This is a genomic window from Pseudomonas putida (assembly GCF_028682475.1).
Classification (GTDB): Bacteria; Pseudomonadota; Gammaproteobacteria; order Pseudomonadales; family Pseudomonadaceae; genus Aquipseudomonas; species Aquipseudomonas putida_AG.
This window is the reverse complement of sequence record NZ_JANHLE010000038.1, coordinates 19,507-42,810: the sequence shown is the minus strand read 5'-3', so window position 1 is coordinate 42,810 and position 23,304 is coordinate 19,507. Positions and strand designations below refer to the sequence as shown.

General features: G+C 61.1%; 19 protein-coding genes and 4 tRNA genes. 21 read left to right on the top strand and 2 right to left on the bottom strand.

Going from position 1 to position 23,304, the window contains the following annotated elements; genetic code table 11:
- Positions 1-260 precede the first annotated feature (260 nt).
- The 9 genes from NPS47_RS23150 to NPS47_RS23110 all read left to right on the top strand — a co-directional run bounded on the left by NPS47_RS23150 (position 261) and on the right by NPS47_RS23110 (position 4,910).
- Positions 261-336: transfer RNA gene (locus tag NPS47_RS23150), tRNA-Ala, on the top strand.
- Between the two features lie 78 nt (positions 337-414).
- Positions 415-490: transfer RNA gene (locus NPS47_RS23145), tRNA-Glu, on the top strand.
- A gap of 53 nt (positions 491-543) precedes the next feature.
- Positions 544-619: transfer RNA gene (locus tag NPS47_RS23140), tRNA-Ala, on the top strand.
- 44 nt (positions 620-663) lie between these two features.
- Positions 664-739, top strand: a tRNA-Glu gene (locus NPS47_RS23135).
- 178 nt (positions 740-917) lie between these two features.
- Complete coding sequence (locus NPS47_RS23130) at positions 918-1,457, top strand: TetR/AcrR family transcriptional regulator (protein ID WP_274297071.1); 540 nt, start codon at positions 918-920, stop codon at positions 1,455-1,457.
- A gap of 27 nt (positions 1,458-1,484) precedes the next feature.
- Positions 1,485-2,318: an alpha/beta fold hydrolase gene (locus NPS47_RS23125; RefSeq protein ID WP_274297070.1), complete on the top strand. Its 834-nt coding sequence runs from the start codon at positions 1,485-1,487 to the stop codon at positions 2,316-2,318.
- Between the two features lie 44 nt (positions 2,319-2,362).
- Positions 2,363-2,800: an acyl-CoA thioesterase gene (locus tag NPS47_RS23120; RefSeq protein WP_274297069.1), complete on the top strand. Its 438-nt coding sequence runs from the start codon at positions 2,363-2,365 to the stop codon at positions 2,798-2,800.
- A gap of 588 nt (positions 2,801-3,388) precedes the next feature.
- Complete coding sequence (locus tag NPS47_RS23115) at positions 3,389-4,348, top strand: tRNA dihydrouridine synthase (RefSeq protein ID WP_274297068.1); 960 nt, start codon at positions 3,389-3,391, stop codon at positions 4,346-4,348.
- A gap of 115 nt (positions 4,349-4,463) precedes the next feature.
- Positions 4,464-4,910: an Hsp20 family protein gene (locus tag NPS47_RS23110; protein WP_274297067.1), complete on the top strand. Its 447-nt coding sequence runs from the start codon at positions 4,464-4,466 to the stop codon at positions 4,908-4,910.
- A 127-nt stretch (positions 4,911-5,037) separates the two neighbouring features.
- On the opposite strand, the gene NPS47_RS23105 is transcribed toward NPS47_RS23110, so the two are convergent.
- Positions 5,038-8,331 (bottom strand): sensor domain-containing protein, encoded by a 3,294-nt coding sequence (locus tag NPS47_RS23105; protein ID WP_274297066.1) that lies wholly within the window; start codon positions 8,329-8,331, stop codon positions 5,038-5,040.
- Positions 8,332-8,385: 54 nt separating this feature from the next.
- Positions 8,386-9,276, bottom strand: coding sequence for a LysR family transcriptional regulator (locus NPS47_RS23100; protein WP_274297065.1), 891 nt, complete (start codon positions 9,274-9,276; stop codon positions 8,386-8,388).
- A 132-nt stretch (positions 9,277-9,408) separates the two neighbouring features.
- Between NPS47_RS23100 and leuC the strand changes: the two genes are divergently transcribed.
- From leuC to NPS47_RS23040, 12 genes are all read left to right on the top strand, one after another.
- The gene (leuC, locus tag NPS47_RS23095) at positions 9,409-10,842 is read left to right on the top strand and encodes a 3-isopropylmalate dehydratase large subunit (RefSeq protein WP_274297064.1); all 1,434 of its coding nucleotides are present in this window, start codon (positions 9,409-9,411) and stop codon (positions 10,840-10,842) included.
- Positions 10,839-11,483: a 3-isopropylmalate dehydratase small subunit gene (gene leuD / locus NPS47_RS23090; RefSeq protein ID WP_038608667.1), complete on the top strand. Its 645-nt coding sequence runs from the start codon at positions 10,839-10,841 to the stop codon at positions 11,481-11,483. Before leuC ends, leuD begins: the two co-directional genes overlap by 4 nt.
- A gap of 106 nt (positions 11,484-11,589) precedes the next feature.
- Positions 11,590-12,672 (top strand): 3-isopropylmalate dehydrogenase, encoded by a 1,083-nt coding sequence (leuB, locus tag NPS47_RS23085; protein WP_274297063.1) that lies wholly within the window; start codon positions 11,590-11,592, stop codon positions 12,670-12,672.
- Between the two features lie 68 nt (positions 12,673-12,740).
- Positions 12,741-13,853, top strand: a complete 1,113-nt coding sequence (asd, locus tag NPS47_RS23080; RefSeq protein ID WP_010223256.1) for an aspartate-semialdehyde dehydrogenase — start codon at positions 12,741-12,743, stop codon at positions 13,851-13,853.
- A 190-nt stretch (positions 13,854-14,043) separates the two neighbouring features.
- Positions 14,044-15,054: an aspartate-semialdehyde dehydrogenase gene (locus tag NPS47_RS23075; RefSeq protein WP_274297062.1), complete on the top strand. Its 1,011-nt coding sequence runs from the start codon at positions 14,044-14,046 to the stop codon at positions 15,052-15,054.
- Positions 15,055-15,126: 72 nt separating this feature from the next.
- The gene (locus NPS47_RS23070; protein ID WP_274297061.1) at positions 15,127-17,844 is read left to right on the top strand and encodes a FimV/HubP family polar landmark protein; all 2,718 of its coding nucleotides are present in this window, start codon (positions 15,127-15,129) and stop codon (positions 17,842-17,844) included.
- Between the two features lie 90 nt (positions 17,845-17,934).
- Positions 17,935-18,810 (top strand): tRNA pseudouridine(38-40) synthase TruA, encoded by an 876-nt coding sequence (gene truA / locus NPS47_RS23065; RefSeq protein ID WP_274297060.1) that lies wholly within the window; start codon positions 17,935-17,937, stop codon positions 18,808-18,810.
- A gap of 38 nt (positions 18,811-18,848) precedes the next feature.
- Positions 18,849-19,469, top strand: a complete 621-nt coding sequence (locus NPS47_RS23060; RefSeq protein ID WP_274297059.1) for a phosphoribosylanthranilate isomerase — start codon at positions 18,849-18,851, stop codon at positions 19,467-19,469.
- A gap of 281 nt (positions 19,470-19,750) precedes the next feature.
- Positions 19,751-20,671: an acetyl-CoA carboxylase, carboxyltransferase subunit beta gene (gene accD, locus NPS47_RS23055; RefSeq protein WP_274297058.1), complete on the top strand. Its 921-nt coding sequence runs from the start codon at positions 19,751-19,753 to the stop codon at positions 20,669-20,671.
- Positions 20,668-21,975, top strand: coding sequence for a bifunctional tetrahydrofolate synthase/dihydrofolate synthase (gene folC, locus NPS47_RS23050; RefSeq protein ID WP_274297057.1), 1,308 nt, complete (start codon positions 20,668-20,670; stop codon positions 21,973-21,975). Before accD ends, folC begins: the two co-directional genes overlap by 4 nt.
- Positions 21,959-22,624, top strand: a complete 666-nt coding sequence (locus NPS47_RS23045) for an SPOR domain-containing protein (RefSeq protein ID WP_274297056.1) — start codon at positions 21,959-21,961, stop codon at positions 22,622-22,624. Before folC ends, NPS47_RS23045 begins: the two co-directional genes overlap by 17 nt.
- Before the next feature lie 99 nt (positions 22,625-22,723).
- Positions 22,724-23,278: a CvpA family protein gene (locus NPS47_RS23040; protein ID WP_274297055.1), complete on the top strand. Its 555-nt coding sequence runs from the start codon at positions 22,724-22,726 to the stop codon at positions 23,276-23,278.
- Positions 23,279-23,304: the final 26 nt, after the last annotated feature.

Genomic DNA, 23,304 nt, shown 5'->3' with positions numbered 1-23,304 from the left:
GGGGCTGCGCAGTGCCAGTTATTGCGCGGTGCCCGGATCGCCGGCAAGGCCGGCTCCCACAGGCTTGCACCCCAGCAAAATCGGGGTGTTTGCCGTAGTGGGGCGGTAAGTGTTTGTTATCTCGGAAATTTTTTTTGGATTTTGTTGAAAATATATTTGACAGGTCTGCAATCCGATCTTAATATGCGCCCCGTCCACAGCGATGAACGAAACGAAACGCGAAGCACCCAGCCAAGCGATTCAGTTCAAAGCGACATTGTGGGGCTATAGCTCAGCTGGGAGAGCGCCTGCATGGCATGCAGGAGGTCAGCGGTTCGATCCCGCTTAGCTCCACCAAATTCCGATTCGCAGTCGGTTACACTGACTGCGAAGTCAACCGGGTTCCAGCGACCGGGTTGTAAGGTAAGAAGGTTCGTCCCCTTCGTCTAGTGGCCTAGGACACCGCCCTTTCACGGCGGTAACAGGGGTTCGAGTCCCCTAGGGGACGCCAGTTTTACACAAGTGATGTCGAAAGAGATCGCTGGGCCGAGAGGCTAGAAATCTGGGGCTATAGCTCAGCTGGGAGAGCGCCTGCATGGCATGCAGGAGGTCAGCGGTTCGATCCCGCTTAGCTCCACCAATTTTGCCAGGATTCGTGAAAACGGATCTGCACGAAGGTTACAAGTCCCCTTCGTCTAGTGGCCTAGGACACCGCCCTTTCACGGCGGTAACAGGGGTTCGAGTCCCCTAGGGGACGCCATTTTACCCACTTTGTGGGATTTCAAGGCTCATTCGATTATTGAATGAGCCTTTTGTTTTTGTCTCGAAAAAAGTTTTCCTTCCCTTTTTCTTCCTTTGCACGACAGGCGGCAAGGGAAAGTGCTTGCAGAAAAATATTATGAGAATAATATTCTAACCATAATATTCGGAGGCAAGTCATGAACGACAAAAAAGCGAAAACCCGTGAACGGATTCTTGATGCCGCCTGCAGCGCACTGATCCAGCACGGTCCGGCCGAACCCAGCGTCAACCAGGTCATGGGCGCTGCCGGGCTTACGGTCGGGGGCTTCTACGCGCACTTCGACAGCAAGGATGCGCTGATGCTCGAGGCTTTCAGTCAATTGCTCGAAGAGCGCCGGGCGCTGCTTGCCGAAGTCGACCCGAACATGAGCGGCGAATCACGTCGTGCGCTGGTCGCCGCTTTCTACCTGTCGCGCAAGCACCGTGATGCCACCGAGCGCGCCTGCCCGCTGCCCAACTCGCTGGGCGAGATGGCGCGGCTGCCGGATGCCTTCCGCCAGGTGCTGGGCGAACACCTCGAATTGATGATGGCCAATCTGGCTGACAGCCCCGAAGAGGGCGACAAGGTCCTTGCCGACCTGGCCCTGATGGTCGGTGGTCTGGCCTTGGCCCGTGCCTTGGGCACAGACGAGCTGTCTGACCGTATCCTGCGTGCCGCCAAATCGGCGGTGGTTTGATCGAGCGACATCCACCGGAGTGAAGCGATGAATACCTTGAGCTGGATTCGTAGCGTCAACGGCACCCTTGGGCGGCTGGCACCAGAACATGTCGCGGGCAAGATGCGCCGCGCCTTCATGACCCCGCGCAACCTGCCGCCGCGTGAGTGGGAGTTGCCACTGCTGGCTCGCGCCGAACGTATTACGCTGCGTTTCGGCTTGTCGGCACTGCGCTGGGGGCAGGGGCCGACGGTCTTGTTGATGCACGGTTGGGAAGGGCGTCCGACCCAGTTTGCGCACCTGATCGATACCCTGGTGCAGTCTGGCTACACCGCCGTGGCTCTGGAAGGGCCGGCTCACGGTCATTCACCGGGCAATCAGGCACATGTCGCGCTGTTCGCCCGGGCATTGCTGGAAGCCGCTGCCGAATTGCCGCCGTTGCACGCGGTCATCGGTCATTCCATGGGGGGCGCCAGTGTCATGCTCGCCCTGCAGTGGGGGCTGCGTGCCGAAGCGGCGGTGAGTGTTGCCGCGCCGGCGCAGTTGCTGGGTGTATTGCGTCGTTTCGCCAATCACCTGGGCATGCCGACACGTGCGCGGGCGGCTTTTGTGCGCCAGATCGAGCGGGATGTCGGGATTCCGATCGGACACCTGGATGTCGGCGGCTATCAACTGGAAATACCGGCCCTGATCGCCCACGCCGAAGACGATGCGCTGGTACCGGCCAGCGAGGCCCGGTCGATTCATCGGGCCTGGTTCGACAGTCGTCTGTTGCTGCTGCCTGAGGGTGGTCATCAGCGCGTATTGTCCGACCCGCAACTGATCGAGGGCGTCCTGGCGCTGCTGGCGCATCGTCTTGCACCGGCGCGGCAATCGGCCTGAGCTTCCGTTACACTCAGCCCGTTCATCACAGACCTGGAGCGGGCATGAGTTGGGATCTGGCAACACCGTTCACGATCGATCTGCGCGTCGCGGCCGACGATATCGATGGCCTCGGCCACGCCAATAATGCGGTCTACGTCACCTGGCTGGAGCGCTGTGCCTGGCGTCATTCCCAGCGTCTGGGACTGGATCTTGCCGAGTACCGGCGCCTGGACCGGGCGATGGCGGTGGTGCGTCATGAAATCGATTATCTGGCGGCGGCGTATGAAGACGACGAGTTGCAGTTGGCGACCTGGATCGTCGACTGGGACCAGCGCCTGAAGATGACCCGACGCTTCCAGCTGCTGCGGCCCAGTGATGGCACCACGTTGCTGCGGGCGCAAACCACCTTCGTCTGCATCGAGTTATCCACCGGCAAGCCCAAGCGCATGCCGGTGGAGTTTGTTGAAGGTTACAGTCCGGCGCTTATGCAGATGGCTTGAAGTTAGGTCTTACTCGGGCGATAGGGTAGTGCTCCATTCAAGTGGGGAGGGATGTTCACATCCGCGGAGGTGAACGGGTTTCTCCCGGTGAATTGGAGCTCATTGAGAACGGTTTCTGCTGCAGGGTTTGCCAATGTGAGGCAATCGACCCGGTGTTGCTGTGGGCTGGATTCAGTGCGGAAGTGGAGTATCTCGTAGTTGTGGGGTTTGATCTGTTTCATCTTGGGGCTTCTTTTCAGCGAGTCGCTAGCTCATTCACGAGCTGGCGACATCCTGGGGCGGGCACATCCAGCGTCAATTGATCTCATCATCGAACTCTTGTATGGCAGGGACTGGACGCACGCGGAGGCGTTAGAACTCCACAGTGGGAATAGCTGTTTCATTGATATCTCCCTGTTGTCGATCTCGTTTTTTGGCAGGGGTAAAAGAATAAAAGCCTTCTTCTGAGGTGTTCAGTCCCAGGGCTCCTATCTGCGAGCGGAAAATTTCCGACTGGCTTGTCGGAAATGTTCTGGGTTAGGTGAATGCTGAGCCCGTAATCTTGCGGTTCTGGTAGCATTTACTTCTTTTTTACGTGGTTCATCCCCCATGCAAATTGCCCTGGCCCCGATGGAGGGGCTGGTCGACAACATCCTCCGTGACGTACTGACCCAGGTGGGCGGCATTGACTGGTGTGTCACCGAGTTCATTCGCGTCTGCGACCGGCTGTTGCCTGCGGCCACCTTCGACAAGCTGGCGCCTGAGTTGAGCCAGGGCGCGCAGACTGCAGCCGGGGTGCCTTTGCGTGTGCAACTGCTCGGTTCCGATCCGGTCTGCCTGGCAGAAAACGCGGTACTGGCTTGCGAGCTGGGCGCGCCAGTGATCGATCTGAACTTCGGTTGCCCGGCCAAGACCGTGAACAAATCGCGCGGTGGGGCGGTGTTGCTCAAGGAGCCGGAACTGCTCCACGCGATCCTGCGTGAAGTGCGTCGCGCGGTGCCTGCGCATATTCCGGTGACCGCCAAGATGCGTCTGGGCTTCGACAGCCCTGACGGTGCCCTGGATTGTGCCTTGGCCCTCGCTGAAGGTGGTGCCGAGCAGTTGGTGGTGCATGCGCGGACCAAGGTCGATGGCTACAAGCCACCCGCGCATTGGGAGTGGGTGGCGAAGGTGCAGGATGTGGTCAAGGTACCGGTGTACGCCAACGGTGAAGTCTGGACCCTGGACGACTGGCGGCGTTGCCGTGAAGTGAGCGGCGTCGAAGACATCATGCTCGGTCGCGGCTTGGTATCACGCCCGGACCTGGCCCGGCAGATCGCCGCCGAGCGCGATGGCGTCGAGTTTGTGCCCATGGACTGGCACAGCCTGCTGCCGCTGATCCAGGATTTCTGGGGGCAGGCCCGGGCACAGATGACCCCGCGCCAGGCGCCAGGGCGCCTGAAGCAATGGGTGGCGATGCTGACCCGTACTTATCCTGAGGCCGTGGCCTTGTTCACCGAACTGCGGCGGGAAACCGACTGTGATCGTGTCGGTCAATTGATCGGTATTCCGCTCAGCGAGGCGGCCTGAAAAAATTTTCGCAGGGTTGCTTGAAAAGCAGGCGAGGGTCCTTATCTAAGGAGTACGCGATGCCGAAGTCGGGTCGCGCTACTACACAACCTCGCTGATTTTCAGGAGATGTACCATGACTACTGCTTTTTCTCTGGCTCCACTGTTCCGTCATTCCGTTGGCTTCGACCGTTTCAATGACTTGTTCGAATCTGCGGCGCGTAATGAGGCGGGTAGCAGCTACCCTCCCTACAACGTTGAAAAACATGGCGAAGACCATTATCGAATCGTCGTTGCTGCAGCCGGTTTCCAGGAGCAGGATCTTGACCTGCAAGTGGAAAAAGGCGTGTTGACCGTCACTGGCGGCAAGCGTGACAGCAGCGCTGAAAGCGTTACCTATCTGCATCAGGGCATTGCCCAGCGGGCGTTCAAATTGTCGTTCCGTCTGGCTGACCATATCGAGGTCAAGGCTGCCGGGTTGGCTAACGGTCTGCTCAGCATCGACCTGCTGCGGATTGTGCCGGAAGAGGCCAAGGCCAAGCGCATCCCGATCAATGGGGATAGCAAGCCCGCGCTGAACTGAGTGTGTTGGTGATGTGAAAGAGGGCACCTTCGGGTGCCCTTTTTTTTGTTGGCTGTGTCTCGGTGGGAGCGGGCTTGCCCCGCGAAGCGGTGCAGTTGGCCGCCTGCAATCGCGGGGCAAGCCCGCCCTACAACGCCGGCGTTTCCAGCAACAACCGCCGAAACTCTGCCAACGGCAATGGCCGGCTGTGCAGATACCCCTGATACAAATAACACCCTTGCCGTTCCAGAAACTCCAGCTGTTCAGACAATTCCACCCCTTCGGCAATCACCACCAGATCCAGGCTGCGGGCCATGGCCACAATGGCCCGGACAATCTCCGCATCGTTGGGGTCTTCCGGTGCATCACGGACAAACGACTGGTCGATCTTCAGCGCATCCACCGGCAGCCGCTTGAGGTAGGTCAGCGACGCATAGCCGGTGCCGAAATCATCCATGGCAAAGCTCACCCCATAGCGCTTGAGCTCACGCATCTTGTTGATGGTGTCTTCCAGGTTCTGGATGACGATACCTTCAGTGATTTCCAGCTTGAGCATCTTGTAGGGCAGGCGAAAGTCATCGAGGCTGCCCAATACCCGCTCGACAAAATCGTTCTGGCGGAACTGCCGCGGGCTGATGTTGACGCACAGGCTGAAGTCGTCGGCGTCGATCAAGTGATCTCGCAACATGCCGGCACAGGCATCGCAGGCTTCTTCGAGTATCCAGTTGCCGACTTCGAGTATCAGACCGCTTTCTTCCAGCACCTGGATGAACTGCGCTGGCGGCTGCTGACCCAGCTGCGGGTGGTGCCAGCGCAATAGCACTTCGGCGCCGACAATGCGGTTGTCACGGGCATCGACCTGGGGCTGGAAGTGCAGGGCCAGTTCGCCGCGAGCCAGGGCCAGGCGCAGGTCGCTTTCCATGCGCAAGCGTTCGCTGGCGGCTTTTTGCATGGTGGTGTGGAAAAGCTGAGTGGTGTTGCGTCCGGAATCTTTGGCCCGATACAGGGCAATGTCGGCGCGTTTGAGCAGGTCGGCCGGCGTCGAGCCGTGATCGGGAATCAATGCGACGCCGATGCTGGGCGTCACTTGCAAGCGCTGGCCATCGAGGGACATCGGCTCGGCCAGCAATTGACGCAAGGTGTCGGCCAGTTCGCGGACTTTTTCCGTGACTTCCTCGCGGCTGCCTTCCAGCCCGCTGATCAACACCACGAATTCGTCTCCACCCAGGCGCGCCACGGTGTCTTCCAGGCGTACGCTGGCTTCCAGGCGTGCGGTGATGATTTTCAACACTGTGTCGCCGACCGGATGGCCCAATGAGTCATTGATGTGCTTGAAATGGTCAAGGTCGAGAAATAGCAGGGCACCGCGCAAGTTGTGGCGTTTGAGCAAGGCGATCTGCTGACTCAGGCGGTCCATCAACAAGGCGCGGTTGGGCAGGTTGGTCAGCGGGTCGTGATAGGCCAGGTGGCGGATCTGCGCCTGGGCGTTCTTCAGCTGGCTGACGTCACGGGCAGTGAGCAGCAGGCATTGCGACTCGTTGAGGACAATCGGTTCGATCGACACCTCGACGGTGAGGATTTCTCCACGTTTGTTGCGCCCGAGCATTTCCCGGTGATGCACACGGCCCTTTTCCTGCAGTTCCGAGACCAGGACCGCGCGCTGTTTGTCGTCGGCCCAGATGCCGATTTCGTTCGAGGTGCGGCCAATCACTTCACTGGCGCTGTAACCCGTCAACCGGCAGAAACCATCGTTGACCTCCAGGTAGCGGCCGCTGTCGACTTCGGTGATGGTGATGGCGTCGGGACTGGAGTGGAAGGCTTTGGCAAACTTCTCTTCGCTGGATTTGAGCGCGGCTTCGGCGCGCTGTTGTTGGGTGATGTCGCGCAGGGTGGTGACGCTGCAAGGCTGGTCGTCGACGGTGATCAGGCGGCTGGAAATCACGCAGGTCAGGGGCTGGCCGTCTTTGTGGTTGATCACCACGGCGACGTTGTTCAGGGCTTCGTCGCGAATCACCTGTTCGATACGCCGGGCACGTTCGGCAGACTCGGCCCATAAGCCGATTTCCTCGGCGCTGCGGCCGATGACGTGCTGGGCGTCCCAGCCGAAAGTCTGGGTGAACGCCGGATTGATCTCGATGAACTGACCGTTGTCCTGGCGCGTCACGCAGATCGGATCGGGGCTGGCCTGGAACAGGCTGGCGAACTTTTCTTCCGAGCTGGTCAGACGTTGCTCGCGTTCAACCTGGTCGGTGATGTCGAGCAGGGTGCCGGCCATGCGCAACGGTTTTCCCTGTTCGTCGCGGTACAGCCGGGCACGGCTTTCAATGTAGCGTGAGGTGCCGTTTTCCAGCTGGATCTGGTAGGTGATCTGGTAGTTGCCGGTCGGACCTTCACGCAGGCTGCGATAGGCCTTGTGCATGTTGCGGCGTTCGTGCTCCGGCACGCCTTCGAAAAATGCCTCGAAGGATTCGTGGAAAGGCACCGGTTCCAGGCCGTGCAGCTCGGCGGCGCGTGCCGAGCCATAGAGCATGCCGCTGGGAATATGCCAGTCCCAGGTACCCATCTGCGCCGAGCCCAGCGCCAGGTCCAGGCGCTCTTGGCTGTCCTTGAGGGCCTGTTCGGCGCGTTTGCGTTCGCTGGTGTCGACAAAGGTGCTGAGCAGATAGATCGTACCTTCGAGCTCGATGTTCTGGGTGCTGAGGATGCCGTCATGGACCTTGCCGTTGCTGGCGCAAAACTGCACTTCCAGGGTGACCGGGCCGCTGTTGCCACGCGTGGCTTCAAGCACCAGGTTGCGCTGTTGCGGATTGGCCCACAGGCCAATCTCGATGGTGGTTTTGTTGATCACCTGATGGCCGGGCCAGCCGAGCGTCTGTTCGAAGTGCTGGTTGACCTCATGGATCAGGCCGTCGGAGCGGCGGGTCAGCAGCACCACATTGGGGCTCAGATGAAACAGCGTGGCAAAGCGCTTTTCAGAATTGATCAGCGCGGTTTCCCGCTCCCGCTGGCGGGTGATTTCACGGATTACCCCGATCATCTGCGGGCGGCCGTGCTTGTCCTTGGCCAGGCTGCCATTGATTTCCAGCCAGTGCAGACTGCCGTCGGGCCAGCGGATACGGTGGCGCAGGGCTTGTTCCACCGGTTCGCCATTGATAACCGCATTGAAGGCCTGCAAGGTGCGGGCGCGGTCTTCGACCGGCAGCAGGTCGAGGTAGTCCAGATCCTTGGGCAGGGGTTGCCCGGGGTCAAAGCCGAACAGCGCCTGGGTCCCCCGGGACCAACTGATCTGACCGGTCTCGACATCCCAGAACCAGGCGCCCAGGCGCGCGCCATTCAACGCCGCCAGCAGTTGCGGTGCGTTTTCCCAGGTCTGCTCCAGCACCTGGGGATCTGCCGCATGGATGCGTGGCAGGCGCGGAAAGCGATTTGCTGATTTGGGCATCGATACCAGACCTTTGGCGGGTGACGCGTCCTTGAGGGTTGTACTGGCCGGGTTTTACCTCAGTGGCTCGGAGTCGCCTGCGTGGCTGTCGAGCAGTGCCATGAAAGCCTTGGCCGCGTTCGATAATGTCCGCTCGGTATGCAGAATGTAGCCTAGCTGGCGCGACAGCTGTATGCCCGGCAAAGCGATAGGCGCAACCTGTTCATCGAGCATCGTGCGCGGCAGCACACTCCACGCCAGGCCGATGGAAACCATCATCTTGATGGTTTCCAGGTAGTTGGTGCTCATGGCGATGTTTGGCGTCAACCCTTGGGCTTCGAACAGGCGCTGGACAATATGGTGTGTAAAAGTATTGCCACCAGGGAAAACCGCCGGGTGATGGGCGATATCGGCAAGGCTTACCGGGCCATCGCACGCCAGTGGATGTTCCGGGGAGGCGACGAAATCCAGTGGGTCGTCCCACACCGGCACCGCTTTAACCAGAGAATGCGGTTCGGGTGCCAGGGTGATCACCGCAATTTCGGCGCGCCCATGGAGTATCTCGTCGTAGGCAGCTTCTGAATCGAGGAACTGAATATCCAATGCCACAGCCGGGTACTGGCGGGTGAAAGCCCGTAAAACCGGAGGCAAGCGGTGCAGGCCGATATGGTGACTGGTAGCAAGGGTCAGGCGACCGGTCACTTCGCCGGTGAGATTGCTCAGGGCGCGGCGGGTATCATCCAGTACGTTGACGATCTGATAAGCGCGCGGCAGCAGGGCACGGCCGGCTTCGGTGAGATTGATGTCGCGGCCCAGGCGATCGAACAGGCGCACATCCAGATGCTGCTCCAGTCCGGCAATACGCTTGCTGATGGCTGGCTGAGTAAGGTGCAGGCGTTCACCCGCGCCGGAAAAGCTGCCGGTTTCAGCCACGGCGATAAAGGCATTGAGGTTGGCGAAGTCCACGGCTTTGCTATTCCTTTGGGTTATCCAAAGCATAAAAATTATGAATTTGAGTTATTCAATCTACCGTCATAGCATCGTCCGTACAAGCCAAGTGGTTATTGGCATAGAAAGACGCTGATGAGGAACAGTCTGATGGCCGGCAAAACGCTCTACGACAAGCTCTGGGATTCGCATTTGGTCAAGCAGCGCGACGATGGTTCGGCGCTGATCTATATCGACCGTCACATCATTCACGAAGTGACGTCGCCGCAAGCCTTCGAAGGCCTGCGCCTGGCCAGCCGCAAACCCTGGCGCATCGATGCCAACATCGCCACGCCTGACCACAACGTGCCGACCACCCCGGAACGCAAGGGCGGTATCGACGCCATTGTCGACCAGGTGTCGCGCTTGCAGGTGCAGACCCTCGATGAAAACTGCGACGAGTATGGCATCACCGAATTCAAGATGAATGATGTGCGTCAGGGCATCGTTCACGTCATTGGCCCGGAGCAGGGCGCGACCTTGCCGGGCATGACCGTGGTCTGCGGCGACTCGCACACCTCCACCCACGGTGCCTTCGGCGCCCTGGCCCATGGCATCGGTACCTCGGAAGTCGAGCACGTGCTCGCCACCCAGTGCCTGGTGGCCAAGAAAATGAAAAACATGCTGGTGCGCGTCGAAGGTCAGTTGCCGTTCGGTGTCACCGCCAAGGACATTGTCCTGGCGGTGATTGGCAAGATCGGCACCGCCGGTGGCAATGGCCATGCGATGGAATTCGCCGGCAGCGCGATTCGCGAACTGTCCGTCGAAGGCCGCATGACCATCTGCAACATGTCCATCGAAGCCGGTGCCCGCGTGGGCCTGGTGGCGACCGATGAAAAGACCGTGGCCTATGTCAAGGGTCGTCCTTATGCGCCTAAAGGCGAGCAGTGGGATCAGGCGGTAGAAGCCTGGAAAGACCTGGTCTCCGACGCCGATGCGGTGTTCGACACAGTCGTCGAGCTGGACGCTGCGCAGATCAAGCCACAGGTCAGCTGGGGCACTTCGCCGGAAATGGTCCTGGCGGTTGATCAGCGCGTGCCGGATCCTGCTGCCGAAGCCGATCTGGTCAAGCGCGGCTCGATTGAACGTGCCTTGAAGTACATGGGCTTGAGCGCCAACCAGGCGATCACCGATATCCAGCTCGACCGGGTCTTCATCGGTTCGTGCACCAACTCGCGGATCGAAGACTTGCGCGCTGCTGCTGAGATCGCCAAAGGCCGCAAGGTGGCGGCGACGATCAAGCAAGCTATCGTCGTGCCCGGCTCGGGCCTGGTCAAAGCCCAGGCCGAGAAAGAGGGGCTGGACAAGATTTTCCTCGAAGCCGGTTTTGAATGGCGTGAGCCGGGCTGCTCGATGTGCCTGGCGATGAACCCGGACCGCCTGGAGAGTGGCGAGCATTGCGCCTCGACCTCCAACCGCAACTTCGAAGGCCGTCAGGGTGCTGGCGGTCGTACCCACCTGGTGAGCCCGGCCATGGCCGCCGCCGCCGCTGTAACCGGTCGTTTCGTCGACGTACGTGAGTTGATCCAAGGGAGCGCAGCATGAAAGCCTTTACCCAGCACACTGGCCTGGTCGCGCCTTTGGACCGTGCCAACGTCGACACCGACCAGATCATTCCCAAGCAGTTCCTCAAGTCGATCAAGCGCACCGGCTTTGGCCCCAACCTGTTCGATGAATGGCGTTACCTGGATGTCGGCCAGCCATACCAGGACAACAGCAAGCGCCCGAAGAACCCGGACTTCGTCTTGAACCACGACCGTTACCAGGGCGCAAGCGTGTTGCTCGCCCGCGAGAACTTCGGTTGCGGTTCGAGCCGTGAGCATGCGCCATGGGCCCTCGAAGAGTACGGTTTCCGCAGCATCATCGCGCCGAGTTACGCCGACATTTTCTTCAACAACAGCTTCAAGAACGGCTTGCTGCCGATCATCCTCAGCGATGAGGAAGTCGATGAACTGTTCAAGCAGGTCGAAGCCGACCCTGGCTATCAGTTGACCATCGACTTGCAGGCGCAGACAGTGACCCGTCCAGATGGCAAAGTGTTGAGTTTCGAGATTGATGCGTTTCGCAAACACTGCCTGCTCAACGGCCTGGACGATATCGGCCTGACCTTGCAGGACAGTGACGCGATTGCCACCTTCGAAGCCAAGCATCGGGCTAGCCAGCCTTGGCTGTTTCGTGACGTGTAATTGATGTGTTGAGCCGGCTGGCGCCATCGCCGGCAAGGCCGGCTCCCACAGGTATTTTTCCGGCAGGCCAGTGCGGCGTGTCGCTTGATTCGAACAAGAGGAACCCATGAGCAAGCAGATTCTGATTCTCCCAGGTGATGGCATTGGTCCGGAAATCATGGCCGAGGCGGTCAAGGTGCTGGAGCTGGCCAATGACAAGTTCCAGCTCGGTTTCAGTCTGTCTCATGACGTAATCGGTGGCGCGGCCATCGACAAGCACGGCGTGCCGCTGGCGGACGAGACCCTGGAGCGCGCGCGCCAGGCCGATGCGGTATTGCTGGGCGCCGTGGGTGGTCCGAAATGGGACAAGATCGAGCGTGACATCCGCCCTGAGCGCGGTCTGCTGAAGATCCGTTCGCAACTGGGTCTGTTCGCCAACCTGCGCCCGGCCATCCTCTACCCGCAACTGGCCGATGCTTCCTCGCTCAAGCCTGAAATCGTTTCCGGCCTGGATATCCTCATCGTTCGCGAGCTGACCGGTGGCATCTACTTCGGCGCCCCGCGCGGTACCCGTGAACTGGAAGGTGGCGAGCGTCAGTCCTACGACACCCTGCCGTACAGCGAGAGCGAAATCCGCCGTATCGCCCGTGTCGGTTTCGACATGGCCCGCGTTCGCGGCAAGAAGCTCTGCTCGGTGGACAAGGCCAACGTCCTGGCTTCCAGCCAGCTGTGGCGCGAGATTGTCGAAGAAGTGGCCAAGGACTACCCGGATGTCGAACTCAGCCACATGTACGTCGACAACGCCGCCATGCAGCTGGTCCGTGCACCCAAGCAGTTCGATGTGATGGTCACCGACAACATGTTCGGTGACATCCTGTCGGATGAAGCTTCCATGCTCACCGGCTCCATTGGCATGCTGCCGTCAGCGTCCCTGGATGCCAACAACAAGGGCATGTACGAACCGTGCCACGGCTCGGCGCCAGACATCGCCGGGCAGGGCATTGCCAACCCGCTGGCAACCATTTTGTCGGTGTCGATGATGTTGCGTTACAGCTTCAATCAGCAGGCGGCAGCCGAAGCTATTGAGAACGCCGTCAGCCTGGTGCTGGATCAGGGGCTGCGCACCGGTGACATCTGGTCGGCCGGTTGCAGCAAGGTAGGTACGCAGGAAATGGGCGACGCAGTAGTCGCAGCGCTGCGGAATCTGTAATCTCTCGGGCCCGCTGCTGTTTTTCCATGTGAAGCAGCGGCCCACTTTTTAGCAAAGGTGTAGTTGCGATGAAACGTGTAGGTCTGATCGGTTGGCGCGGTATGGTCGGTTCCGTGCTCATGCAGCGGATGCTGGAAGAGCAGGATTTCGATCTCATCGAGCCGGTGTTCTTCACCACTTCCAACGTAGGTGGCCAGGGTCCGGCTGTGGGCAAGGATATTGCTCCGCTCAAGGACGCGTACAGCATTGAAGAACTCAAGACCCTCGATGTGATCCTGACCTGTCAGGGTGGCGACTACACCAACGAAGTGTTCCCCAAGCTGCGCGAAGCCGGCTGGCAGGGTTACTGGATCGACGCCGCCTCCAGCCTGCGGATGCAGGATGACGCAGTCATCGTTCTGGATCCGGTCAACCGCAAGGTGATCGACCAGCAACTCGACGCGGGCACCAAGAATTACATCGGTGGCAACTGCACCGTCAGCCTGATGCTGATGGGCCTGGGCGGCCTGTTCGAGGCTGGCCTGGTCGAGTGGATGAGCGCCATGACCTATCAGGCGGCTTCCGGTGCTGGCGCGCAGAACATGCGCGAGCTGATCCGTCAGATGGGCGCCACTCATGCCGCAGTAGCGGACGACCTGGCCAACCCGGCTAGCGCCATCCTCGACATCGACCGCAAGGTGGCCGAGGCCATGCGCAGCGAAGCCTACCCGACCGAAAACTTCGGCGTACCGCTGGCCGGCAGCCTGATCCCGTGGATCGACAAGGAACTGCCGAACGGCCAGAGCCGCGAAGAGTGGAAGGCCCAGGCCGAGACCAACAAGATCCTCGGCCGCTTCAAGAGCCCGATCCCGGTCGATGGAATCTGCGTGCGCATCGGTGCCATGCGTTGCCACAGCCAGGCGCTGACCATCAAACTGAACAAAGACGTGCCGATCGCCGATATCGAAGGCATGATCAGCCAGCACAACCCGTGGGTGAAGCTGGTGCCGAACCAGCGCGAGATCAGCATGCAGGAGCTGAGCCCGACCAATGTCACCGGTACCCTGAACATTCCGGTGGGTCGTCTGCGCAAGCTGAACATGGGTTCGCAATACCTGGGCGCCTTCACCGTAGGTGACCAGCTGCTGTGGGGCGCGGCCGAGCCGCTGCGCCGCATGCTGCGGATTTTGCTGGAGCGTTGATCTGACGCTGGCAGGACTCGAAGCCCGCACTGGAGACAGTGCGGGCTTTTTTTTGGGGCCCGGTGGGAGCGGGCTTGCCCCGCGATTGCGAGCTTTCAGTCAAATCGCATCGCGGGGCAAGCCCGCTCCCACATGCCCTGCGATTGTGGTGTAAAGTGCCGCTCCCGCCGTTCCAGCAGAGGATTTCCCCATGAGCCAGCCTATTGATATTGCCGTGATCGGTGCCACCGGCACTGTCGGTGAAACCCTCGTGCAGATTCTCGAAGAGCAGGATTTTCCGGTGGCTACCCTGCACCTGCTGGCCAGCAACGAGTCAGCCGGCAGCGGTGTGATGTTCCGCAGCAAGAGCCTGCGCGTGCGTGAGGTCGACAGCTTCGATTTCAGCAAGGTCAAACTGGCCTTTTTCGCTGCCGGCCCGGCCGTTACCCGTAGTTTTGCCCCGCGAGCACAGGCGGCCGGTTGCGCAGTGATCGATCTGTCTGGCGGTTTGCCTGCCGAGCAGGCACCAGCATTGGTGCCCGAGGCCAACGCCGCACGGTTGGCAAACCTGCCCAAGCCGCTGCAAGTCAGCAGCCCGAGTGCCGCCGCAGTGGCATTGGCCGTTGCCCTGGCTCCGCTCAAAGGCCTGCTCGACATCGAACGGATCAATGTTACCGCTTGCCTGGCGGTGTCGGCCCAAGGTCGCGAGGCGGTGAACGAGCTGGCGCGTCAGACCGCCGAGCTGCTTAACGCACGTCCTTTGGAACCACGTTTCTTCGACCGGCAAATGGCCTTTAACCTGCTGGCGCAGGTGGGTGCCAGCGATGCCGAGGGGCATGGTGTGCTGGAGCGTCGTTTGCTCAACGAGTTGCGCGAAGTGCTGGACTTGCCGGCGCTGAAGATTTCCGTCAGCTGTATTCAAGTCCCGGTGTTTTTCGGCGATAGCTACAGTGTGTCGGTGCAAAGTCGTGAACCGATTGACCTCAAGGCAGTCAATGCTGCGCTGGAAACGGCTGACAGCATCGAACTGGTCGAGGAGGGGGATTATCCGACCCCCGTCGGTGACGCAGTCGGCCAGGACGTGGTCTATGTTGGACGGGTGCGCGGTGGAATAGACGAAGCCGAGCAGCTCAACCTCTGGTTGACCACCGACAACGTGCGCAAAGGCGCGGCCTTGAACGCCGTGCAATTGGCGCAATTGTTGATAAAACATGTTGTGTAAAAGATACTTGCAGCTAATTTTTACCGAGATTTTGCTCGGTCGCCGGGGACGGTTCTTTCAAAGGAAGAGGTCATGCTTCGAATTCGCAAACTGGTCTTAGCAATAGCCGCGGCGTCGGCGCTGTCGTCCGGTATGGCGCATGCCCTCGGCTTGGGCGAACTGACCCTCAAGTCGGCGCAGAACCAGCCACTGGATGCCGAAATCGAACTGCTCGATGTACGCGACCTGACCGCCGCTGAAATGGCGCCGAGCCTGGCACCAGCCGAAGAGTTCGCCAAGGCCGGGATCGAGCGCCCGGCCTATCTCAACGACTTGGTCTTCACGCCGGTGATCAATCCCAACGGCAAGAGCGTGTTGCGGGTGACCTCCAGCCAGGCGCTGCCGGCACCGATGGTCAAGTTCCTGGTCCAGGTGATGTGGCCGAGCGGGCGCCTGTTGCGCGACTACAGTGTGCTGGTCAACCAGGCTGCGTTGCCGGGGGCCAAGCCTGAGTCGGCGATCAGCCCGGCGGTCAGCGCGCCGGCCAACTACACCACGGTGCGCCGTGACACGCTGTGGGAGATCGCCTCGAAAGCGCGTCAGGGCGGCTCGGTGCAGCAGACCATGCTGGCCATCCAGGCGTTGAACCCCGATGCCTTTATCAACGGCAACATCAACCTGCTGAAAACCGGCCAGGTCCTGCGCATGCCCGATCAGCAGCAGGTCATGAGCATTCCTCAGGGCCAGGCTGTGGCTGAGGTTGCCGAGCAGTATGCCGCCTGGCGTGAAGGTCGGCGCCTGGGTCCGCGTGCCCGGCAACTGGACGCCACGCGCCGCACCGGCACCGAGGCGGCTCCGGCGCGGATTGCCAATCAGGACAACCTGCGCCTGGTAGCACCCGGTAGCAAAGCGGCTGCCGGATCAAGCAAAGCTGTCAGCGATAAGCTCGCCGTCGCTGAGGAACGCCTCGATACCACGCGGCGTGACAACGCCGAATTGAAAAGCCGCATGAGCGACCTGCAGAGCCAGCTGGACAAGATGGAGCGCCTGATCGCATTGAAAAGCGATCAGTTGGCCAGGCTCGAAGCTCAGGGGGCTGCCGATCAGGAGCCTGCGTCTGAAGCGCCTCAGCAGCCGGCGATTTCCGCCGAGTTGCAGCCAGCGCCAAGTGAGCCGGTCGCTGCTCCGGCCCCTGCGGCGGTCGATACCGCGCCGCTCGACAGCCCTGCACCTGCTACAGCTGAAGAGGCGAATCCTGGCAGTTCCAGCAAAATGCTCGACGACCTGCTCGGCAACCCTGTGTTGCTGGCGCTGATCGGCGCGTCCGCCTTGTTGGTACTGCTGCTGTTGCTGTTGCTGCTGGCACGCAAACGCAAGGCCGATCAGGAAGCGGAAAAACATTTGCGCATGGCCCGCGCCTTGGCTGAAGAAGGTGAGCGCGGTCCAGACCTGGACCTGCCGCCAAGCAGCTTCGAAGGACTGGAAGTGCCAGCGCCAAGCGTGACGCTGGCGCCGGCAGTGGTGGCCGCCTCGGCTGCGGCGGCCAGCGCAGCTGAAGCGCCTGCCGTGGAAGTCAGGAAAGCAGAGGTCAAGCCGCTTGAGCAAGCGCCTGTCCAACCGCAACCAATGGCTGCGCCGCTGGTGGCTCCGGCTGCCGATGCTGCACCCGTGCCAAGTGGTGATGCGCTGCTCGACGAAGTGGAATCGAGCATCGCCCGTGGTCGCCTGAACCATGCTGCTGATCTGCTGGAGCCTGCAGTGGCTGCGGCGCCGGAGCGTAGTGACCTGCGCTTGAAGCTGATGGAAGTCTATGCCCGCCAGGGCGACCGTGACGCCTTTGTCGGTCACGAGCGCCAACTGATCGCTACCGGCCAGAACCATGCTGACGTCGAAGCCCTCAAGAGCCGTTTCCCGGCCATGGTGGCATTGGCTGCGGCGGGCGGTATCGGGGCGGCAGCCCTGGCTGCCGAGCTGGACGCCCAGTACGTCCAGGCGTTGTTGCAGGATGAGCCGCAGGCACAACCCGAAGTGCAACCAGAGCCAGAGCTGGAACCAGAACCTGCACCGGTTGCCGAGTTGGAACCTGAGCTGGAGTCGGCACTGGAGCCGCTGGCCGAGGATGACCTGGACAGCGCCTTCGACCTGAGTCTGGACGATGACCTGCAAGGGCTGGATCTGAACGAACCGCTGCAGCTTGGCGAGTCTGCGCCAGAAATTGAGGTAGCGGACCTTGCGCCCGAGCCTGTGCTCGAAGCGCCGGTTGCCGAGCCGGAGCTTGAAGTGCCTGCCGAGCAAGCCCCTGTCACGCTTGACGACTTGTCCGATTTCGATCTCGATGTCGCCGCTGATCATGCTGCTGTGCCAGCGCTCGATCAGCCGGTCGATATCGCTGCCGAACTCGCGGCTTTCGACGAAACTATGCCGGAATTCGACCCGCTGAGCGAGCTGGAACTGCCGGAAGATTTCGATCTGTCGCTGTCGCTGGATGACGACTCCGATGCCGCCAAGAGCTTTGCTTCCGAGCTCGATGACGTCAACGCCGAGCTCGACAAGCTGTCGCAGAGCCTGGAACAACCGCCGATCGAGGCGCATTTCACCGCTGAAGATGCCTTGAGCGACGATCTTGGTGATGACCTGGAGTTCGACTACCTGGGCGGCGCCGATGAGGCGGCAACGAAGCTCGATCTGGCCCGTGCCTATATCGACATGGGCGACCATGACGGGGCCCGCGACATTCTCGACGAAGTGTGCAAAGAGGGTAACGATACCCAGAAGCAGGAAGCCGAAGAGATGCTCTCGCGTCTGGTCTGAGTCCTGCCCTTGTACGTCCGACGGCAGCCCTGGTGGCTGCCGTTGTCGTTATAATTCCCGCCATCTGCTAAATCGACAGGCTGTATCTTCTTGGAAATCATTGATAACACGGTTGCCGAATCGGCGGCCGAAGGCTTCTTCCGCATCGCCCTGGGCGTCGAATACAAAGGCTCGCGCTACCGCGGATGGCAGCGTCAGGCCGATGGCGTGCCGAGTGTCCAGCAGACCCTCGAAGAGGCATTGTCCAAAGTTGCCGATTCGCCCGTTTCACTGCTTTGCGCCGGGCGTACCGACGCTGGTGTACACGCCTGCGGTCAGGTGGTGCATTTCGATACCCAGGTGGTACGCAGCATGAAAGCGTGGACCATGGGCGCCAACATCAACCTGCCGCACGACATCAGCGTGGCCTGGGCGAAGGAAATGCCTGCGCATTTTCATGCCCGTTTCAAGGCCATCGCCCGGCGCTATCGCTATGTGATCTACAACGATCAGATCCGCCCGGCGCACATGGGCCAGGAAGTGACCTGGAACCACCGGCCGCTGGATGTCGAGCGCATGGCCCTGGCCGCCGAGTACCTGGTCGGCACTCATGACTTCAGCGCCTTTCGCGCCGGTCAGTGCCAAGCCAAGTCGCCGATCAAGAACATCCATCACCTGCGCGTGACCCGCCACGGCAAGATGATTGTCCTGGACATCCGCGCCAGCGCCTTCCTGCACCATATGGTGCGCAATATCGCCGGGGTGTTGATGACCATCGGTGCCGGCGAGCGTCCGGTGGAATGGGCCCGGGAAGTGCTGGAGAGTCGCGAGCGGCGCACTGGCGGGGTCACCGCGCACCCGTTCGGCCTGTACCTGGTGCAGGTGGAGTACCACGACGAGTTCAGCTTGCCTGAGCGATACATCGGCCCGCACTTTCTCACCGGTTACGAGTCACTGGCGGCTGACGACCCCGAAGCCATTTGCTAACATCCGGGACTTTCCGGATCAGCCGAGGTTCACAGCTCATGAACGCCGTTCGCAGCAAAATCTGTGGGATTACCCGCATTGAGGACGCGTTGGCTGCGGCTGAGGCGGGCGCTGATGCCATTGGTCTGGTGTTCTATGCCAAGAGCCCGCGGGCGGTCGATGTGCAGCAGGCGCGGGCGATCATCGCCGCATTGCCGCCGTTCGTGACCACCGTGGGACTATTCGTCAATGCCAGCCGCTGCGAGCTGGGCGAGATCCTCGACGCGGTACCGCTGGACCTGCTGCAGTTTCACGGGGATGAAACCCCGGCCGATTGCGCCGGTCATAACAGGCCGTGGATCAAGGCCTTGCGAGTGCGCCCGGGGGATGATCTGGAGGCAGCGTGCCAGCTGTACAGCGAGGCCAGCGGGATTCTGCTCGACACCTATGTCGCTGGCGTGCCAGGCGGCACCGGTGAAGCCTTCGACTGGTCGCTGGTGCCGGAAAAACTGAGCAAGCCGATCATTCTGGCCGGTGGTCTGTCGCCGGATAACGTTGCAGGCGCCATCGCCCAGGTGCGGCCTTATGCCGTGGATGTCAGTGGCGGTGTCGAGCAAGCCAAGGGCATCAAGGATGCCGCGCGGATCGAGGCCTTTATCAAGGCAGTCAAACAGGCGTGATGACGTCTGTGGTTGCCGATGTGACGGCTGGCCGCGCGCCATCGTCCATAGCTTTCGCAGCCCGTTGCTGCCGGATCGCACCCATGGGCCGGTCGAAATTACCGGGTGACGCCACAGGCGTCGCCCTTACAGGTTGACGATGGAGCGGTATCGGGGCACTTCGCTGTACGCGGGGCGCCGGAGCCGGTCCATCATCGCGTCATACATGAATTGAGCTCAAGGGCATACGCGCGAACCTGGCAGCCAAAGCCTGCCGGTCGTCGTTACTGGAGAAAGAAAGCATGAGCAACTGGTTAGTAGACAAACTGATCCCTTCGATCATGCGTTCCGAGGTGAAGAAGAGCTCGGTGCCTGAAGGGCTGTGGCACAAATGCCCGTCCTGCGAAGCCGTGCTGTATCGTCCGGAGCTGGAAAAGACCCTGGATGTCTGCCCCAAGTGCAACCATCACATGCGCATCGGCGCACGTGCACGCATCGACATCTTCCTGGATGCCGAAGGCCGCGCCGAGCTGGGGGCCGACCTGGAGCCGGTAGACCGCCTGAAGTTCCGTGATGGCAAGAAGTACAAGGACCGCCTGACTGCAGCCCAGAAGCAAACCGGTGAAAAAGACGCCCTGATCTCCATGAGCGGTACCCTGCTGGGCATGCCGATCGTGGTCAGCGCCTTCGAGTTCTCGTTCATGGGTGGCTCGATGGGTGCCATCGTCGGCGAGCGTTTCGTTCGCGCCGCCAACTACGCCCTGGAAAACCGCTGCCCGATGGTCTGCTTCTCGGCCTCCGGTGGTGCCCGTATGCAGGAAGCGCTGATCTCGCTGATGCAGATGGCCAAGACCTCGGCGGTGCTGGCGCGTCTGCGCGAAGAAGGCATTCCGTTCATCTCGGTGCTGACCGACCCGGTCTACGGCGGTGTTTCCGCCAGTCTGGCGATGCTCGGCGACGTCATCGTCGGTGAGCCAAAGGCCCTGATCGGCTTCGCCGGTCCTCGGGTGATCGAGCAAACCGTGCGTGAGAAGCTGCCGGAAGGCTTCCAGCGCAGCGAGTTCCTCCTGGAGCACGGTGCCATCGACATGATCATCCCGCGTCAGGAACTGCGTCACCGCCTGGGCAACCTGCTGGCGCAGATGATGGGCCTGCCGACGCCGAAGTTCGTCGAGCCGGTACTTGAGCCGATCGTCGTACCGCCGGCGCCTGCCACCGTATGACCCAACGTACCCTTGGCGACTGGCTCGCCTATCTCGAGCAGTTGCATCCCTCGGCCATCGACATGGGCCTGGCGCGTTCGCAACAGGTTGCGGCCAGGCTCGGGCTGGACAAGCCGGCGCCACGGGTGATTACCGTGACCGGCACCAATGGCAAGGGCTCGACCTGTGCCTTTGTGGCTGCCCTGTTGCGTGCTCAGGGGCTCAAAGTCGGGGTCTACAGTTCGCCGCACCTGCTGCGTTACAACGAGCGCGTGCTGATCGACGGCAAAGAGGCCGCCGATCAGCAGCTGTGCGAGGCGTTTGCTGCTGTTGAAGCTGCTCGCGGCGAAATTTCCCTGACCTACTTCGAGGCCGGTACCCTGGCGGCGTTCTGGCTGTTCAAACAGTCGGCGCTGGATGCCGTGGTGCTTGAGGTCGGCCTGGGCGGGCGCCTGGATACGGTCAATATTGTCGATGCCGATCTGGCGCTGGTCACCAGCATCGGTGTCGATCATACCGATTACCTGGGCGATACCCGTGAGTCGGTGGCCTTCGAAAAGGCCGGTATCTTCCGTCAGGGCAAGCCTGCGCTGTGCGGCGACCTGAATCCGCCGCAACCGCTGCTGGACAAGGCGCGTGAACTGAATTGCCCGTTTTTGCTGCGTGGTCGTGATTTCGACCTGGCCAGCACGGATCAGTACTGGCAGTGGCGGGGCGTGGATAGCCGCGGCCAGCAGGTCGAGCTGCACAACCTGCCACTGCTCGATCTGCCCATGGAAAACGCCGCTCTGGCGCTTCAGGCTTACTTGCTGATGGATCTGCCTTGGGATGCCGGGCAGATTGCCGCTGTTCTGCAGGCCACGCGGATGGTCGGTCGCCTGGATCGTCGGGCATTTCACTGGCAGGGCAAGGCGTTGACTATCCTCATGGATGTCGGCCATAACCCGCATGCTGCCGAGTATCTGGCTCAGCGCCTGGCTTCACGCCCGGTACCAGGCAAGCGCCTGGCGGTGTTCGGCCTGTTGGCCGACAAGGATCTGGCCGGGGTGGTGCAGCCCTTGTTGGGTGCGGTTCACAGTTGGGCAGTTGCGCCCCTGGATACTGCGCGCAGTCGTTCTGCAAGCGAGCTTGAAGCGGCGCTGGCGAACCTCGGCGCTGATGTGAAGACTTATTCCAGCGTGGCGGCAGCCCTTGATGGGCAGTGCGCGCTGGCAACGGCGGATGATGAAATCCTGCTGTTCGGATCGTTTTTCTGTGTCGGCGAAGCCTTGCAGTGGCTGGATCGGCAGGCCACGGAGGATGGGGCAAATGGCATTGCTGGATAAAGTGGTCAAACAACGGATGGTAGGCGCGCTGGTGCTGGTGGCACTGGCAGTGATCTTCCTGCCGATGCTGTTTTCCCGGGAAGACGAGATGCGTCAGGTACGCGTCGAGGCGCCGGAAGCCCCCGCAGCGCCGAGCATGCCGCAGGTGCAGGTCGAGCCTGTGCCGGTGCCTGAGCCTCAGGTTTTGCCAGAAGAAAACCCGGTGATCGTCGACGAGTCGACCGCGCCAGTCCAGGCGCCGAGTACGCCGATCGCTCCAGCGCCCGTTGCGGTGCCAGTCCCGGCCCCAGCGCCGGCACCAACCGTTGCGGCCAAGCCTGCAACGCCGCCGGCGGTCAAGCCGCAAGCCCAGCCTGCTGCTGTCGCCAGCGCTACCAAGCCTGCGGCAGGCAAGATCGACGTCAATGGTCTACCGGTCAGCTGGTCGGTGCAATTGGCCAGCCTGTCCAATCGGGCCGGTGCCGAGAACCTGCAGAAAACCCTGCGCAGCCAGGGCTACAACGCCTACATCCGCTCGGCCGGCGGCATGAACCGGGTGTATGTCGGGCCGTTGATCGAACGCGCCGAGGCCGAGCGTCTGCGTGATGTGATCAGCCGCCAGCAGAAGCTCAACGGCATCGTCGTACGCTTCCAGCCTGAGCGCAGCTGATTGATCGTCGCCCGGCCAGTGCCGGGCGGCAAATCACTGCTTACCGACAGCTCGCCGCTCTGGTAAAATGCGCCGCCTTATCCGTTTGCAGGCAGCACTGTGGCATTTACCTGGGTCGACTGGGCGATTTTCGCGATCATCGCCGTTTCTTCATTGATCAGTCTCAAGCGCGGCTTTGTCAAAGAGGCCTTGTCGCTGCTTACCTGGATCATTGCCGGCGCTGTGGCCTGGATGTTCGGTGGCTCGCTGTCGCAGTACCTGGAGTCGTACATCCAGACGCCTTCGGCTCGGGTCATCGCTGGATGTGCCATTCTTTTCGTCGCCACCCTGCTGGTGGGGGCCATGATCAATTTTCTCATTGGCGAGCTGATTCGCGTCACCGGGCTTTCCGGGACCGACCGCTTCCTGGGCATGGCCTTCGGTGCCGCCCGTGGAGCCTTGCTGGTGGTGGTGGCTGTCGGGCTGTTGAGCCTGGGGCCGGTACAACAGGATCAGTGGTGGCAGGAATCTCGCCTGATACCACAATTTCTATTGGTGGCTGACTGGTCGAAAAACCTCATTCTGGGGTTCACCAGCCAGTGGCTAGCCAGCGGGATCAGCGCACCGGCTGATCTCCCGTTCAAGGATCAGCTTCTGGGGCCCAAAACGCCTTGAGAGCTGCTCAGTCCAGTTTCATTAAG